Genomic DNA, 15,923 nt, shown 5'->3' on the forward strand with positions numbered 1-15,923 from the left:
GGTCGCGTCTCAAGCACAGCGGCCGACCTCCCCTCCCCCTTGCGGGGAGGGGTCGGGGGTGGGGGTGCCGCGGGGAAGATGCTAGCGATGTGCGATAGACTGCGCCACAACCGTGGGACACTCAAAGACGAGCCGTGCCTGGGGACCCCCACCCCCTACCCCTCCCCGCAAGGGGGAGGGGAGTGCGCTGCGGCTCGTGGCTTGCGACTATGCAATCTCTTGCAGCACGGCCTCGACCGCCTTGCGCTCGTCCGCGGTCAGCGGGGCTTGCGGCGGCACTGGGTCGCCGACGTCGTAGCCTTGCAGCGACAGGCCGGCCTTGATGCAGGCGGCGAGGTTGAACTTGGCGAAGGCTTCGTTGACGCGCCACAGCTTGCGCTGCAGCGTCAGCGCCTCGTCCCAGCGCTGCGCCTTGCACAGCTCGTAGAGCTTCACACTCTGGCGCGGCGCGATGCAGGCGGGGCCGGCCATCCAGCCGACGCCGCCGATCAGCATCACCGCGGCCGGAATATGCGCGGAGGCCGAGAACACCTGCAGAGACTCGCCGCAGCGGTTGATGATCGACAACAGCCGGCCGGTGTTGGTCGAGGCATCCTTGATGTAGCGGATGCGCGGATGCTCGGCGAGCCGGGCGATGACGTCGAGCGTGAGATCCGAGCGCTGGAATTGCGGGTTGGTGTAGATCACCACGGGAATGTCGACCGCGTCGGCGATGGCGCGGAAGTAACTCTCGATCTGAGCGTCCTTCAGCGGGAAATACGCTTCGAGGATGGCGAGGATGCCGGTCGCGCCGAGTTTCTGATACGCCCTCGCCTGCGCCACCGCATCGGCCGTCGAGGTCGACGCCACGCCGGCGACCACCGGCACGCGCCCGGCTGCGGCCTCAATGGTCGCCTGCACCACCGCTTCACGCTGCGCGGCGCCCAGATAGGCGAACTCGCCGGTCGAGCCGAGCGGCGTCAGGCCGTGCACGCCCGCCTCGATCAGGTTGTCGCACAACCGGCCGAGCACCTCGGCCCGGACGCGTCCATCGGGATCGAGCGGCGACACCAGATAAGGAAACACGCCGTGAAATTCGGAAATCGTCTCAGCCACTTGCACGCTCCGCGAAGGTCCCGGCCGGCAACGGAACCGGCCGCGTCCTTTCGACCGTAAACCGGCGCGCGCCGCAAGGGCCAAACTCTGCTAAGCCGGACGTTGCCGAACCACGGCCTCCGCTTGCAACGAGACCTATCCATGACCCAGCCTTCCCGCAGCAGCCTGACGCCTCCCGTCGCGCCGCGCCGCCCGCACGCCTTCACCACCCACGGCATCACCATCCATGACGACTACGCCTGGCTGAAGGACCCCAACTGGCAGGAGGTGCTGCGCGATCCGTCGCTGCTGGAGCCGGACATCCGCACCTATCTCGAGGCCGAGAACGGCTACACGCAGAGCGTGCTCGGCCACACCGATGCGCTGCAGAAGAAGCTGGTCGCGGAAATGCGCGGCCGTATCAAGGAAGACGATTCCAGCGTGCCGCAGCCGGACGGACCTTACGCGTACTTGCGCAAGTATCGCGAGGGCGGCCAGCATCCGCTGTACGGCCGCACGCCGCGCGACGGCGGCGAGCTCGACGTGATCCTCGACGGCGACGAACTTGGCAAGGGGCTGGAGTACTTCGAATTCGGCGGGCGCCGGCATTCGCTCGACCACAAGCTCGAAGCCTGGAGCGCCGACACCAAGGGCTCCGAGTACTATACCATCCGGGTGCGCGACTGGGCGACCAAGCAGGACCTGCCGGACGTGGTCGAGGAAACCGACGGCGGCGTGGTGTGGACGGCGGACTCGTCGGCCTTCTTCTACGTCAAGCTCGACGACAATCATCGCCCGATGCAGGTCTGGCTGCACAAGCTCGGCACCGCGCAGGCCAACGATCTGCTGGTGTACGAAGAACAAGACTCCGGCTGGTTCACCCACATTCACGAGAGCACCAGCGGCCGGTTCTGCGTGATCGCCGGCGGCGACCACGAAACCTCCGAGCAGCGACTGATCGACGTGGCGGACCCGACCGCGCCGCCGCGGCTCGTCGCAGCCCGCGAACTCGGGGTTCAGTATTCGATCGGCGATCGCAGCGACGAGCTGTTCATCCTCACCAATGCGGACGGCGCGATCGACTTCAAGATCGTCACGGCCCCGCTCGCGTCGCCGACCCGTGAAAATTGGCGCGACCTGATCCCGCATCGCGACGGCGTCTACATCATCGACTTCGATCTGTTCTCAGGTCACCTGATGCGGCTGGAGCGCGCCAACGCGCTGCCGTCGGTGACGATCCGCGATCTCGCCAGCGGCGACGAGCATGCCATCGCGTTCGACGAAGCCGCTTACTCGCTGTCGGCGTCGGGCGGCTATGAATTCGACACCACCGTGATGCGGTTCTCCTATTCGTCGATGACGACGCCCTCGGAAGTCTACGACTACGACATGGCGACGCGCGAACGCGTGCTGCGCAAGCGCCAGGAGATTCCGTCGGGCCACAACCCGGCCGATTACGTCACCACGCGGATCATTGCCAAGGCTGACGACGGCTCAGAGGTGCCGGTGTCGATCCTGCACCGCAAAGGCCTCGCGCTCGACGGCAAGGCGCCGCTGCTGCTGTATGGCTACGGCTCGTACGGTCACGCCATGGGTGCCGGCTTCTCGACCAACGCGCTGTCGCTGGTCGACCGCGGCTTCGTCTACGCCATCGCGCACATCCGCGGCGGTGCGGACAAAGGCTGGGGCTGGTACCTCGACGGCAAGCGCGACAAGAAGACCAATTCGTTCGACGATTTCGCCGCCAGCGCCCGCGCGCTGATCGCGGCGAACTACACGTCGGCCAAACGCATCGTCGCGCATGGCGGCAGCGCCGGCGGCATGCTGATGGGCGCCGTCGCCAACCGATCCGGCGATTTGTTCGCCGGCATCGTCGCCGAGGTGCCGTTCGTCGACGTGCTCAACACCATGCTGGACGACAAGCTGCCGCTGACGCCGCCGGAATGGCCGGAGTGGGGCAACCCGATCCAGAGCGAGGCGGACTTCAAGACCATCCTGTCCTATTCGCCCTACGACAACGTCGCCGCGAAAGACTATCCGGCGATCCTGGCGATGGGCGGCTTGACCGATCCGCGCGTCACCTATTGGGAGCCGGCCAAATGGGTGGCCCGGCTGCGCGCCACCATGACGGGCGGAGGCCCGGTGCTGCTGCGCATCAACATGGGCGCCGGCCACGGCGGCGCCTCCGGTCGCTTCAGCCGCCTCGACGAGGTCGCCATCGTCTACGCCTTCGCGCTGTGGGCGGTGGGCCTGGCTGACGAGCAAGCGTGAGCGTGTCATAAAGCCCGCAATACACCCTCTCCCCGTCATTGCGAGCGCAGCGAACAATCCAGAAGCGCCGAGCACTGAGCCTGGATTGCTTCGTCGATTCGCTTCTCGCAGTGACGGAGACCAACTAACAAGCCAATCAGGAAACAACCCGAGCACATCATGGCCGCACCCAAACCGCCCGGATTTGAAACCCTCAGCCTGCACGCCGGACAACATCCCGATCCAGTCACCGGCTCGCGCGCGGTGCCGATCTATCAGACGACGTCCTACGTGTTTCAGGACACCGACCACGCCGCCGCGCTGTTCAACATGGAGCGGCCCGGGCATCTGTACACCCGCATCTCCAACCCGACGATCGCCGTGCTCGAAGAGCGCATCGCGGCTTTGGAGAACGGCGTCGGCGCGGTGGCGACGGCGAGCGGCATGGCGGCGCTGCATCTCGCCATCGCCACGCTGCTGAACGCCGGCGATCACATCGTGGCGTCGTCGTCGCTGTATGGCGGCACGATCAACCTCTTGGCGCACACGATGCCGCGGTTCGGCATCACCACGACGTTCATCAATCCGCGCGATCATGCAGCACTGCAAGCGGCGATCCAGCCGAACACGCGGCTGATGATCGGCGAGACCATCGGCAACCCCGGGCTCGAAGTGCTTGACATTCCGAAGGTCGCGGCGATCGCGCACGAGGCGAAGATTCCGCTGCTGATCGACAACACCTTTGCGACGCCCTATCTCAGCAAGCCGATCGAACTCGGCGCCGACATCGTGATGCATTCGGCGACCAAATGGCTCGGCGGCCACGGCATCGCGATCGGCGGCGTGCTGGTCGATGGCGGCCGGTTCGACTGGCGTGCAAGCGGCAAGTTTCCGACGCTGACCGAACCTTACGCCGGCTATCACGACGTCGTCTTCGACGAGCAGTTCGGCCCGCCGGCGTTCGTCATCCGCGCGCGGATGGAAGGCCTGCGCGACTTCGGCGCGTGCCTGTCGCCGACCAACGCGTTCCAGCTGCTGCAGGGCATCGAGACGCTGCCGGTGCGGATGGATCGGCATGTCGCCAACACCAAAGCGGTGCTCGAAGCGCTGCAGGCGAACAAAGCCGTCGACTGGGTGCTGCATCCAACGCTAGAGAGCCACCCGGACTACGCGCTGGCGCAGCAGCTGTTGCCGAAGGGCGCCGGCTCGATCATCTCGTTCGGCATCAAGGGCGGTCGCGAAGCAGGACGGAAATTCATCGAGGCGCTGCGGCTGACCAGCCATCTCGCCAATGTCGGCGACGCCAAGACGCTGGTGATTCACCCGGCCTCGACGACGCATCAGCAGATGAGCGCCGAGCAACTCACCGCCGCCGGCATCGGCGAAGAGCTGATCCGGCTGTCGGTCGGCATCGAGACCGCCGACGACATCATCTCCGACCTGGCGCAGGCGCTGCGCGTTTCGCAGAAGGGCTGAGCCATGCAGATCAACGTCAATGGCATCGACACTTTCGTCGCGACCGGCGGCCATCCGTTCGATGCGTCGCGTCCTGCGGCCGTGTTCATCCACGGCGCCGGCTTCGATCATTCGGTGTGGGCACTGCAGACCCGCTGGTTCGCGCATCACGGCTACGCCGTGCTGGCGCCGGACCTGCCCGGCCACGGCCGCTCCGGCGGCGCACCGCTGACAACGATCGCCGAGATGGCCGACTGGATCGCCGCGCTGCTGGACGCCGCGGGCGCGCAGCCAGCCAAGCTGATCGGCCACTCGATGGGCTCGCTGATCGCGCTGGAAACCGCTGCGCGGCACCCGGACAAGGTGGCGTCGCTGGCGCTGATCGCCACCACCTCGGTGATGGCGGTCGGCCCGGATCTGCTGAAAGCCGCCGAAGCCAACGATCCCGCCGCGATCGCCATGATGACGATCTGGGGCCTCGGCCCGGATGCGGAGATCGGCGGCAACCTCGCTCCCGGACTATGGATGCACGGCGGCTCAGTGCGCGTGCTCGAAGCCAATAAGCCCGGCGTGATCTTCAACGATCTCTCCGCCTGCAACGACTACAAGGACGCGCTGGCGGCGGCCGCAAAGGTGACGGCGCCGACACTGCTGATCCTCGGCGAACGCGACATGATGACGCCGACCAAGAACGGCAAGACACTGGCTGCGGCGATCGCCGGCTCGCGCACCGTGATCCTGAAAGGCGCCGGCCATACGATGATGGTGGAGCGCCCGGACGACGTGCTGAAGGCGCTGCAGGGATAGCCCCGAGGAGGTCATTCCGGGGCGCTCGCGCAGTGAGCGAACCCGGAATCCCGACCTGTGGAGCACCCGGCATTTGCAACAACGTCGGGATTCCGGGTTCGCCCCGCGGGCCGGCCAAAGGCCGCCCCGCGATGCGCCCCGGAATGACGTGGTTGGGGCTACAGGCCTCGCCCAAGCACAGCGAGCTCCCTCGCCCCGCTCTTGCGGGGAGAGGGTTGGGGTGAGGGGCGACGCGGGCACGGCGGATGAACTCTTCCCCACCCCACCCCGCTCGCTAACGCGGTTCACCCTCCCCCTCCAGGGGAGGGTGAAGCGCGTGGCACTTACAATACTCGATCGTAGGCGCCCTGCCGCGCGGTCAGCGGTGAACTACATCCTGCCCTCTCCCTTTCCGAATACCCTGCTCGCCAGCACATCCTTGGCTTCGATCGTCATCAGATCCTCGACGCTCAGTGAGCGGTCGAGGTCGGCGATCAGGCGGTTGGCTTGGCGGAGGCGGATGCGGTCGAGGGCGTTGCGGATGGAGCGGGCGTTGGCGAACAAAGCTTGCGTCTTGCGCACCGCGATGTAGCGCTCGAACGCGGCGCGCGCCTCCGCGTCGAAGTGATAATTCTGCTCGCTCAGCATGCCCTCGGCGATGCCGAGCAGTTCGCCGTCGGTGTAGTCCGGGAAGTCGATGTGGTGGGCGATACGCGAGCGGAAGCCGGGATTGGAGGCGAAGAATTTTTCCATGCGGTCGGCGTAGCCGGCCAAAATCACCACCAGATCGTCGCGCTGGTTTTCCATCACCTGCAGCAGGATCTCGATCGCCTCCTGACCGTAGTCGCGCTCGTTCTCCGGCCGATACAGATAATACGCCTCGTCGATGAACAGCACGCCGCCTATCGCCTTCTTCAGCACCTCCTTGGTCTTCGGCGCGGTATGGCCGATATATTGCCCGACCAGTTCGTCGCGCGTCACCGAGACGACGTGGCCGCGCCGGACGAAGCCGAGCTTGTGCAGAATCGCGGCGATGCGCAGCGCCACCGTGGTCTTGCCGGTGCCGGGGTTGCCGGTGAACGACATGTGCAGCGTCGGATTGCCGGTGGCGAGACCCATCCGCTTGCGCAAGCGTTCGACCAGCAGCAGCGCCGCAATTTCGCGGATGCGAGTCTTCACCGGTTTCAGACCGATCAGTTCGCGATCGAGCTGATCCAGCACCTCGCCGATGCCGACGGCATCGAACTCGGCTCGGAGGTCAACGCGCTCGGGTGGCGCGTCGATCTCGTTGCTCGCTGCGGGAGTGGTCGTGTCCACGATCAGCCTCCGTAGCGCTGGCCCTCAGGCTTGTCGGCCGAGTAGGCGCGGGTGGTGTAACGCATGTTACGGCCATCCACTTCCTGACGGTCGAGCCGAAAGCCGGGCTCGTCCCTCGGCCGATTGACGATGAACGACAGCCGCACCGACTCCCAGCCGTGGCTGGAGTCGAACGCCGACAGCCGGATATAGCGATCGCCGTAAATCTTGCGGCATTCGGTGAGCTCCATCATCACGCCGGCGGCGTCCTGCAGGTCGAACATCGGCAAGCCCCACATCTCCCAGTAGGTGTTGCGAGGATGCGGGTCGTCGGTGAATTCGAGATTCACCGCCCAGCCCTTGCCGAGCGCGTATTGCACCTGGGCGGAAATCTGCTCGTCGGTGAGATCGGGCAGATACGAGAAACAGCCTTGAGTCAGTCGCATGGAAATGGCTCCTTGGTTCGCTAGACCGAAAGCCTTCGTCATTGCGAGGAGCGAAGCGACGAAGCAATCCAGGAGCCCAGTGCATCACGCTGGATTGCTTCGCTTCGCTCGCAATGACGGGGCGAGCTTATCGGCCCGGGTCCGTTCAGGTTGTTAAACCGAGACCGACGCAGTCGGTGCGTAGTCTGGGGTGTCGGTGGATTCGTAGTTGAAGGTCACGTTCTTCCAGGTGTCGAGCGCGGCCTTCAGCGGCGTGCAGGTCTGCGCCGCCTTGGCGAGGATTTCCGGGCCTTCGTGGACGTAGTCGCGGCCCTCGTTGCGGGCGAGGATCATCGCTTCCAGCGCCACGCGGTTGGCCGTGGCGCCGGCCGCGATGCCCATCGGATGGCCGATGGTGCCGCCGCCGAACTGCAGCACGACGTCTTCACCCAAAAGGTCGAGCAATTGGTGCATCTGGCCGGCGTGGATGCCGCCCGAGGCAACCGGCATCAGCTTGTTGAGGCTGGCCCAATGCTGCTCGAAGAACACGCCGTTCTCCAGCCGCATCGGATTGTGGTCCTCGCGGCAGATGTCGTAGTAGCCCTTCGTCGTCGCAGGATCGCCCTCGAGCTTGCCGACCACGGTGCCGGCGTGAATGTGGTCGACGCCGGCGAGCCGCATCCATTTGGCGATGACGCGGAACGACACGCCGTGACTGCGCTGCCGCGTATAGGTCGAGTGACCGGCGCGGTGCAGGTGCAGGATCATGTCGTTCTTGCGCGCCCATTTGGCCATCGACTGGATCGCCGTGTAGCCGATCACCAGATCGATCATCACGATGATCGAGCCGATCTGTTTGGCGAACTCGGCGCGCTCGTACATGTCCTCCATCGTCGCCGCGGTGACGTTGAGGTAGGTGCCCTTGATCTCGCCGCTGGCCGCCTGCGCCTTGTTGACCGCCTCCATGCAATATTGGAAGCGCTCACGCCAATGCATGAAGGGCTGCGAGTTGATGTTCTCGTCGTCCTTGGTGAAATCGAGCCCGCCCTTCAGCGCCTCGTAGACCACGCGGCCGTAGTTGCGGCCGGACAGGCCGAGCTTCGGCTTGACGGTGGCGCCGAGCAGCGGACGGCCGAACTTGTCCATGCGCTCGCGTTCGACCACGATGCCGGTCGCCGGGCCCTGGAACGTCTTCACGTAAGCGATCGGCAGCCGCATGTCCTCGAGCCGCAGCGCCTTGAGCGGCTTGAAGCCGAACACGTTGCCGATGATCGACGCCGTCAGGTTGGCGATCGAGCCGGGCTCGAACAGATCGAGATCGTAGGCGATATAGGCGAAGTACTGGCCGGGGCCGTTCGGCACCGGATCGACCCGGTAACACTTGGCGCGATATTTCTCCGCCGCGGTCAGCCGATCGGTCCACACCACCGTCCAGGTCGCCGTCGAGCTTTCGCCGGCGACCGCCGCGCAGGCTTCGATCGAGTCGACACCGTCCTGCGGGGTGACGCGAAACAGCGCGATGACGTCGGTGTCCTTCGGCTCGTAGTCGGGCTCCCAATAGCCCATCTTCTTGTATTCCATCACGCCGGACCGATAGCGGTCCTTGCCGCGGATGGTGACTGACTCGTTCATGTCGTCCTCCCTGAAGATCATGATGGGTGTGGCAGAGCCGGGCCGGAGGTCGCGGCATGTCGGAAGGTGAAATGCTGCATCGGAGGCACTCGCCTGATGCCGACGATCTTGACGGAAGCGAGCCAATAAGAGAAATTTCATTATCTTCACGATCGCAAAAGTTTCACTTATATGAGCCGCCAGTTCAGGACCGTTTCGATCCGTCAGCTCCGTGCGCTCGCCGCGCTGGCAGAGACCGGCAGCATCACCGCCGCCGCCAACAAGCTGCATCTGACGCAGCCGGCGGTGACGCTGCAACTGCGCAATCTGCAAGCGCTCGCCGGGATCCCTTTGATCCAGCGTCGCAGCGACGGCATGCAGCTCACCGATGCCGGGCTGGAAGTCTTGGCGCTCAGCGAACGCATCGAGGCGGCGATCGCCGCCTGCGACACCTCGCTGGAGATGATCGCCGGCAAGACCGCCGGCCGGATCTCGATCGGCGCGGTGTCGACCGCGAAGTACTTCGTGCCGTTCGCGATCTCGGGATTTCTCAAGCTCAACCCGAAGATCGACGTGCGGCTGTTCATCGGCAACCGCCAGGAGATCGGCGCGGCGCTGCGCGGCTACGAACTCGACATCGCCATCATGGGGCGGCCGCCGGTCGATCTCGAAGTAGAAACCCATCTGATCGGCGACCATCCGCACGTCATCATCGCGCCGACCGCGCATCGACTGGCGCGCAAGTCGAACATCGCGCTCACCGAACTCGCGGGGGAGACGTTCCTGACGCGCGAGCCCGGCTCGGGCACGCGCAGCCTGATGGAGCAGCTGTTCGGCAGCGCCGGCATCCGGCCGACCATCGGCATGGAGATGGGCAGCAACGAGACCATCAAGCAGGCGGTGATCGCCGGCCTCGGCATCGCCTTCCTGTCGGCCCACACGGTCGCGACCGAGCTCGACGAGCGCCGGCTGGTGATCCTCGACGTCGTCGGGCTGCCGATCGTGCGGCAATGGTTCGTGGTGACGCGCAACGACAAGGTGCTGCTGCCGCCGGCGCGCGCGATGCTGGACTTCCTGAAGGCCGAAGGCCCGCAATTCCTGCCGCGGACCGACCGGCGCCTGCGACTGACGCGGCCGTCCGCGGCAACCGGGAAGCGCGGCTGACGACGATCTTCGTAATGTGCGGAAGACTTGGCGTCATTGCGAGCCACCGGGTCGGCGCTCCGCGCCGTCCGATGACAGGCTCCGCGAAGCAATCCAGCGCGGTGCACTGAGCTGGATTGCTTCGCTTCGCTCGTAATGACGGAGAAAACGCACAACGCGCGCCTTGCGGCGCGCGTTGTGATGTTTGCTCGGTCGCGGTCGCGAGGCGACCAAGCGCTCCGGTTCAGGCCGCCTTGGCCAGACCGACCCGCGCCCAGATTTCCCGTAGAGCCTGCACCAGGTGCTCGATATCGGCGTCGGTGTGCTGCGGCGACGGGGTGATGCGCAGGCGCTCGGTCCCGCGCGGCACCGTCGGGTAGTTGATCGGCTGCACATAGATGCCGTAGCGGCTGATCAGCTCGTCGCTGATCTGCTTGCACAACGCGGCGTCACCGACCATCACCGGCACGATGTGGCTCGGATTCGGCATGTGGGCGACGCCAGCCTGGTCGAGCCGCGCGCGCAGTCGCGCGACGCGGTCCTGGTGGCGCTCGCGCTCGGCCGAGCTGGCGCGCAGATGCCGGATGCTGGCCAGCGCACCGGCCGCCACCGCCGGCGGCGGCGAGGTCGAGAAGATGAAACCCGAGGCGAAGCTGCGGACGAAGTCGCACACCGCGGCCGAGCCGGCGATGTAGCCGCCGACCACGCCGAACGCCTTGGCCAGCGTGCCTTCGATGATGGTGAGCCGATGGCTCAGCCCCTCCCGATCAGCGATGCCGCCGCCGTTCGGGCCATACAGGCCGACGCCGTGCACTTCGTCCAGATAGGTCATCGCGTTGGCCGCGTCGGCGACGTCGCAGATCTCGGCGATCGGCGCGATGTCGCCGTCCATCGAGTAGACCGATTCGAACGCCACCAGCTTCGGCGCGTGCGGATCGAGATCGGCCAGCTTGCGCTCGAGATCGCGTGGGTCATTGTGCGCGAAGATGCGGGTCTCGCTGCGGCTGTGGCGGATGCCCTCGATCATCGAAGCATGGTTGAGCTCGTCCGACAGGATGACGCAGCCGGGCATGCGCGACGCCAGCGTCGACAGCGAGGCCCAGTTCGAGACGTAGCCCGAGGTGAACAGCAGTGCCGCTTCCTTGCCGTGCAGCGCGGCGAGTTCCTGCTCCAGCAGGACGTGATAGTGATTCGTGCCCGCGATGTTGCGCGTGCCGCCGGCGCCGGCGCCGCAGCTGTCGAGCGCCTCGTGCATCGCCTTCAGCACCTCGGGGTGCTGGCCCATGCCGAGATAGTCGTTGGAGCACCACACCGTGACTTCACCTGTGCCGTCCGGCTTGTAGTGCGTGGCGCGCGGGAACGAGCCGGCATGGCGTTCGAGATCGGCGAACACGCGATACCGGCCCTCACGATGGAGGCCTTCGAGCTGCCGGCGGAAGTAGGCTTCGTAATTCATGACGTCCTCCCGTTGATCGTTGCGGCCGGCTCGGCAGCGATGCCGACGCGGGCCGGAGCCAGTCCGCTGCGCGGATGCTGTTCGAGGAAAGTCTGACGAAACTGATCTTCGAGGCGCTGGCGGGCGCAGCTCGAGCGCGGCTTCGGCGGTTCGTCCTTACGTGTAGTCGGAACGACGACGAGCTGCGGCCCGGACGCGGTGCGCGCCTCGGCGGTCTGTGGCGATTCGGAAGCTTGCGTCGGCGCGGCATGCACGGACGCAGCGGCAACGGTAGACGGATTCTGTTCCATGATGATGCTCTCCGGCGAGAAAGCTGGACGAATGCCCCAACTCCAAAGTGTGATGGCAGGCAGTGGTAGCAGCATGAACCAATGTTCGACGACGCCAAGTGCGAACAAAGTCGATACCAGCGTCAGGCCGACGACTTCGAACGGCGTATCCGCGACTTCGACGATGCGCTGGATCATCACCACCAGCACGGCGGTGGCAGCGGTCACCGAGATCGGGAAGAACGCACTCACCGGCTTGCGCGCGAAGTAGGTCTTCAGAAATTGGACCGCATCCGGCATCAGCTCGTCATTGGTGACGGGGACGCCGAGAAACAGGTTGATCTTCGCGCTCTGGCGCAGCACCCACAGCGCCAGATAGGTCCAGCGGCCGACTTCGTTCTCGGCGCCGAGCGTCACCCACACCACGATGGCGCCGCAGGCGAGCAGACAGATCTCGTGATAGATGATCGCCTGCAGCGCGTAGCTGAAGCGGGCAAAGCCCTTGGCGTCCGGCGGGCACGGCTCGGCCCGCGGGCCAGTGAGCCAACCGGACAAGAACGCGATCTCCTGCGCGCCCCACAGGAAGATGATGCAGCTGAACGCCATGTAGGCGGCGCCGACGCTGGTATCGTGCGCCGTGACCGACAGGCCGCACAGCGCGATCGTGACCATCCCGCCCGCGCACACCGCCCGGAGCAACTCCGAGCGGCCGACGCTGCCAACCAGCAGCAGCACCGCGCCGGTGGAGAACCACCAGACGAAAGCCGCGAAGATCGGGGGGCCGAGATAGGACACCATCGCGCTACTCTCTCACCACGCCGGCCGCAGGCCGATGACGCGGGGCAGTTCGTTTCGCTTGGCCGGCAGCAGGAACAGACGACCGAACGCCAGCGCGGCCGAAGCCGCGTAGAACGGACGCTTGAGCTTGCCGATCACGCCCTGGCTGCGCGACTCGGCGATCTTCTCCGCCGCCCTGCGCAACCGTTCGAGGTTGGCGAGGAAGCGCGGATCGTCGAGATTGATCGTCACCGGGAAGACCTGCTTGGAAATCTCGGTGGTGATGCGGAACACCTGCATGCCGTAATCGGTGGCATCGACGCCGAGTGCCTCGTAGAACGCCGGCCGCATGTGGTCGCGCACATACATCGTGGCGAACACGGCGAGCAGGAAGAACCGGATCCACAGCTTGTTGACGCCGGACAGCAGCGACGGATCGGCGCGCATCAGCAGCGCGAACGCCTCGCCGTGCCGGAACTCGTCGTTGCACCAGCGCTCGAACCACTTAAAGATCGGGTGAAAGCGGCGCTCCGGATGCCGCTCCATCTGGCGGTAGATGGTGATGTAGCGGGCGTAGCCGATCTTCTCCGACAGATAGGTCGCGTAGAAGATGAACTTCGGCCGGAAGTAGGTGTACTTTTTGACCTTGGTCAGGAACGACAGATCGACGCCGATGCCGTGATCCTTGAGGATCTCGTTGATGAAGCCGGCGTGACGCGCTTCGTCGCGGCTGAGCAGGCCGAACAATTCGCGGATCTCGGGGTTCTTGATACGCTTCTTGATTTCCGAGTACAGCACGCAGCCGGAAAATTCGGCGGTCAGCGACGAGACGAGAAAGTCCTTGAACTCGGCGCGAAGTTCCGGCGGCAGCTTGTCGAGGTCGCTGTCGCGGAATTCGTCGGTCTTCTTGAAATGCGACTTGTTATAGTCGGCGCGCATCTCGTTCATCATCGTCGTCCACTCGGCGCGGACCAGGCTGACGTCGAGCTTGTCCATCGCGGCGAAGTCGGTGGTGTAGAAGCGCGGGGTGAGGATCGTGTCCTCTTTGGCGATGTTGAGGCTGTCGACGCTGCCCTTGATCGCGGGCCGGGACGTCGGCTTCGACGTCGGTCGTAGCGCGCCCTGCGCGCCTCCCTCCATCGGAATCATGAAACCCTCCCATCTGAGAAGCTGACTTCGTAAAGTTCGGTCAGTTCGCGATAACCTTCCAGCCGCGCGCGGATCCTGTCGAGCCAGCCGGCCCGCACCACGGTCGCGGTGCGGCGAACGACCAGCCGTTCGCCGAATTCGACGTGGGTCGGCGCGTCGTGCACCAGCACTTCGTCGCCGGGACCGATCTCGACGTCGCCGTCGAGGATCACGTGGGCATGAAGAGTTTCCGACGTCTGCTCGATTTCCACCGTGCAGGGGACGTCGAAGCTTGTGCGTTTCCCGATCCCGAACGTGCTCATTTCGAGCCGTCCTTGTCTTTGTCGTTGGCTGCCCCGACCGTCGGGCCGGGCATCAGTTGAGAGAAGGCGCGCAGGTTGTCGGCGCCGAAGGCGTTGAGGTCGAGCACCTTGCGGGTGGCGGTGTCGGTCAGCGTGTACTGGCCGTTGCTGTGGCGGGCGAGCACGAAGGGCGGCGCCGAGCCGACCCCGGCCACCGCGCGCTCGCGCGCCAGCCCGCGCATGGCGACCCGAACGAACCCGGATTCGCCCGGATGGATCGTCCGCACCAGGCTGTGATCGCTGGCGCGATAGATGTTGACCAGCCCGTTGGCGCTGTCCTCGAACGTCAAGTCGACGCTCTCCACGACCGCCGGTGGCGTCATGTGAGAATGCCCGTAGCCGGTCAGGCGGACGGTGGCGCCCGCCGCGATCGCAAACAGTACGACCGCTGCGGCGCCGATCAATGCGCCTTTGGGAACGGTGAAACTTTCGGCGGCCTCACTCATCTCTGTCTCCGGTTCAAGCGACGGCGGGGGCCGTCGAGTTCGACAACGGGCCTTGGGTCGGTCCGCTGGTAGCCGTTTGAACGAGAGAGACCGCGGCGGGATCGAGCTGTGCTTTCACCGCCTCGGTGAGGGTGGCGGCCACCTTGGCAACGTCGGGGACCGACGTCAGCATCGGCTCGGGCTCGCGCAGGCGCCAGGGCCGGATGTGCGGCCACAGCAGAACGTAAGAGGTGCGCTTGGTATCGATGATGCGCAGCGGAATGTCGCCGCTGCCGTCGTTGCGTTCGGTCAGATCGGCGTTGACGATCTTGCCGAGCGGAATGTTCAGCGTGATCGGCAGCGCCACTCCGGTCTGGATCAGCACGCGCTTGGAGGTGATGGTGTAACAGCTGGCGCGCCGGAACAGGTAGGTGAGCAGCGTCAGCAGAGCGAGACCGCCGATCGCCGGGATGAGAAGCGTCGCCGCGGACGCCGACGCTTCTCCGAGTGATTGACCGTGTGACCAGTTCGACCAGGCCTTCCACACGATCAGCAGGGCGAAATAGATCGCCACGGCCCGCATGTGGAAGGTCCGGAGTGCCAACCCCTTGAAGGTCGGCTTCCCCTGCCAGAGAACGCGCTCTCCCTCCGGCAGTGGCGACGGAAGCTCACGAAACTGGCTGGGGGATTGGGTCATACGATGGGCTCCTGACGCAGCGGCGTGGCGTAGAGGGTGCCGGCGCCGTAATACGCACAGACCTTGTCTTCCTCGAGCTTGGTGACCTGATCGGCCTTGGCCAGCGCCGGCACGCCGGCGAACTGATCGCCGCGGATGGCATCGACCGAGACCTTGCCGACCGGGCTGTTGATCAGCGCGAACGGCACCGGCAGCAGCACCTTCTTCTTGGTCTTCACGACTTCGACTTCGAGGTAGCGCGCGAGTACTTCGGCGCGGTCGACCCAGACTTCAGTCACCGTACCGCCGATCTGGCCGTCACAGCCGACCACCGGGAAACCAACCGGATTGGGATCGCGCGGATCGAGGAACATGCCCTTCGCGGCGCGGAGCGGCGCGATGATCGGCAAATTGTCGAGGCCGAGCTCCGGCACGTCGGCGCGCTGCGCGTAGGAGCCGGGACCGACACCGTCGGCGAACGGATTGCCGGTCGGGACGAACGGCGCACCGGGCCACGGTGCGGTCGGCGCGAGCGCGACATTGGGCCGATCGTTGCCGGACGACGGCACCGTCTTGGTCGCACCGCCGCGCAGCAGATAGGTCTTGGGATCCGGCGGGGCCGGAACGCCGATCTTGCCGAGCCGCGTGCCGCTGCCGGTGTCGGCGACCAGCGGATAGCCCTCGCGCTTGTCTTCACGGCGAAGATAGAAGAGCAAGCCGGCGAAGAAGATCCAAAATACGTACAGGGTAACCTGTGCTAAGTCCAAATACGCTCCGGGTTGCATGAGCG

At 65.6% G+C, this 15,923-nt stretch carries 15 protein-coding genes; 4 read left to right on the forward strand and 11 right to left on the reverse strand.

Features of this window, described 5'->3' with window-relative positions:
* Window positions 1-207: 207 nt before the first annotated feature.
* The gene (locus D4Q52_RS16085; protein ID WP_119857670.1) at window positions 208-1,083 is read right to left on the reverse strand and encodes a dihydrodipicolinate synthase family protein; all 876 of its coding nucleotides are present in this window, start codon (window positions 1,081-1,083) and stop codon (window positions 208-210) included.
* 153 nt (window positions 1,084-1,236) lie between these two features.
* Between D4Q52_RS16085 and D4Q52_RS16090 the strand changes: the two genes are divergently transcribed.
* The 3 genes from D4Q52_RS16090 to D4Q52_RS16100 all read left to right on the forward strand — a co-directional run bounded on the left by D4Q52_RS16090 (window position 1,237) and on the right by D4Q52_RS16100 (window position 5,586).
* Window positions 1,237-3,345, forward strand: a complete 2,109-nt coding sequence (locus tag D4Q52_RS16090) for a S9 family peptidase (RefSeq protein ID WP_119857583.1) — start codon at window positions 1,237-1,239, stop codon at window positions 3,343-3,345.
* A gap of 159 nt (window positions 3,346-3,504) precedes the next feature.
* Window positions 3,505-4,800: an O-acetylhomoserine aminocarboxypropyltransferase gene (locus D4Q52_RS16095; protein WP_119857584.1), complete on the forward strand. Its 1,296-nt coding sequence runs from the start codon at window positions 3,505-3,507 to the stop codon at window positions 4,798-4,800.
* Between the two features lie 3 nt (window positions 4,801-4,803).
* The gene (locus D4Q52_RS16100) at window positions 4,804-5,586 is read left to right on the forward strand and encodes an alpha/beta fold hydrolase (RefSeq protein WP_119857585.1); all 783 of its coding nucleotides are present in this window, start codon (window positions 4,804-4,806) and stop codon (window positions 5,584-5,586) included.
* A 369-nt stretch (window positions 5,587-5,955) separates the two neighbouring features.
* On the opposite strand, the gene cbbX is transcribed toward D4Q52_RS16100, so the two are convergent.
* From cbbX to D4Q52_RS16115, 3 genes are all read right to left on the reverse strand, one after another.
* Window positions 5,956-6,882 carry a CbbX protein gene (cbbX, locus tag D4Q52_RS16105; protein ID WP_119857586.1) on the reverse strand — a complete coding sequence of 309 codons (927 nt, stop codon included), beginning with the start codon at window positions 6,880-6,882 and terminating at the stop codon, window positions 5,956-5,958.
* A gap of 2 nt (window positions 6,883-6,884) precedes the next feature.
* Window positions 6,885-7,307 carry a ribulose bisphosphate carboxylase small subunit gene (locus tag D4Q52_RS16110; protein WP_119857587.1) on the reverse strand — a complete coding sequence of 141 codons (423 nt, stop codon included), beginning with the start codon at window positions 7,305-7,307 and terminating at the stop codon, window positions 6,885-6,887.
* A 153-nt stretch (window positions 7,308-7,460) separates the two neighbouring features.
* Window positions 7,461-8,918, reverse strand: a complete 1,458-nt coding sequence (locus D4Q52_RS16115) for a form I ribulose bisphosphate carboxylase large subunit (RefSeq protein ID WP_119857588.1) — start codon at window positions 8,916-8,918, stop codon at window positions 7,461-7,463.
* Window positions 8,919-9,089: 171 nt separating this feature from the next.
* On the opposite strand from D4Q52_RS16115, the gene D4Q52_RS16120 reads away from it, so the two are divergent.
* Entirely contained in the window at window positions 9,090-10,061 is a 972-nt protein-coding gene (locus D4Q52_RS16120) for a LysR family transcriptional regulator (protein WP_119857589.1), read from the forward strand.
* A gap of 223 nt (window positions 10,062-10,284) precedes the next feature.
* Here D4Q52_RS16120 and hemA read toward each other — a convergent pair whose 3' ends face one another.
* From hemA to puhA, 7 genes are read right to left on the reverse strand one after another with little or no spacing between them, the layout of a single operon-like run.
* Window positions 10,285-11,496, reverse strand: coding sequence for a 5-aminolevulinate synthase (gene hemA, locus D4Q52_RS16125; protein WP_119857590.1), 1,212 nt, complete (start codon window positions 11,494-11,496; stop codon window positions 10,285-10,287).
* Window positions 11,493-12,563, reverse strand: a complete 1,071-nt coding sequence (puhE, locus tag D4Q52_RS16130; protein WP_119857591.1) for a putative photosynthetic complex assembly protein PuhE — start codon at window positions 12,561-12,563, stop codon at window positions 11,493-11,495. Before puhE ends, hemA begins: the two co-directional genes overlap by 4 nt.
* Before the next feature lie 12 nt (window positions 12,564-12,575).
* Entirely contained in the window at window positions 12,576-13,691 is a 1,116-nt protein-coding gene (gene acsF, locus D4Q52_RS16135; protein ID WP_119857592.1) for a magnesium-protoporphyrin IX monomethyl ester (oxidative) cyclase, read from the reverse strand.
* On the reverse strand, window positions 13,688-13,993 hold the full coding sequence (locus tag D4Q52_RS16140; protein WP_119857593.1) for a hypothetical protein: 306 nt from the start codon (window positions 13,991-13,993) through the stop codon (window positions 13,688-13,690). The genes acsF and D4Q52_RS16140 overlap by 4 nt, the downstream gene beginning before the upstream one ends.
* The gene (gene puhC / locus D4Q52_RS16145; RefSeq protein WP_119857594.1) at window positions 13,990-14,478 is read right to left on the reverse strand and encodes a photosynthetic complex assembly protein PuhC; all 489 of its coding nucleotides are present in this window, start codon (window positions 14,476-14,478) and stop codon (window positions 13,990-13,992) included. The genes D4Q52_RS16140 and puhC overlap by 4 nt, the downstream gene beginning before the upstream one ends.
* A 13-nt stretch (window positions 14,479-14,491) precedes the next feature.
* Window positions 14,492-15,154, reverse strand: coding sequence for a photosynthetic complex putative assembly protein PuhB (gene puhB, locus D4Q52_RS16150; protein WP_119857595.1), 663 nt, complete (start codon window positions 15,152-15,154; stop codon window positions 14,492-14,494).
* Window positions 15,151-15,918 carry a photosynthetic reaction center subunit H gene (gene puhA, locus D4Q52_RS16155; protein ID WP_119857596.1) on the reverse strand — a complete coding sequence of 256 codons (768 nt, stop codon included), beginning with the start codon at window positions 15,916-15,918 and terminating at the stop codon, window positions 15,151-15,153. The genes puhB and puhA overlap by 4 nt, the downstream gene beginning before the upstream one ends.
* Window positions 15,919-15,923: the final 5 nt, after the last annotated feature.

This window comes from Rhodopseudomonas palustris (genome assembly GCF_003591005.1).
GTDB classification, from domain to species: Bacteria; Pseudomonadota; Alphaproteobacteria; order Rhizobiales; family Xanthobacteraceae; genus Rhodopseudomonas; species Rhodopseudomonas palustris_K.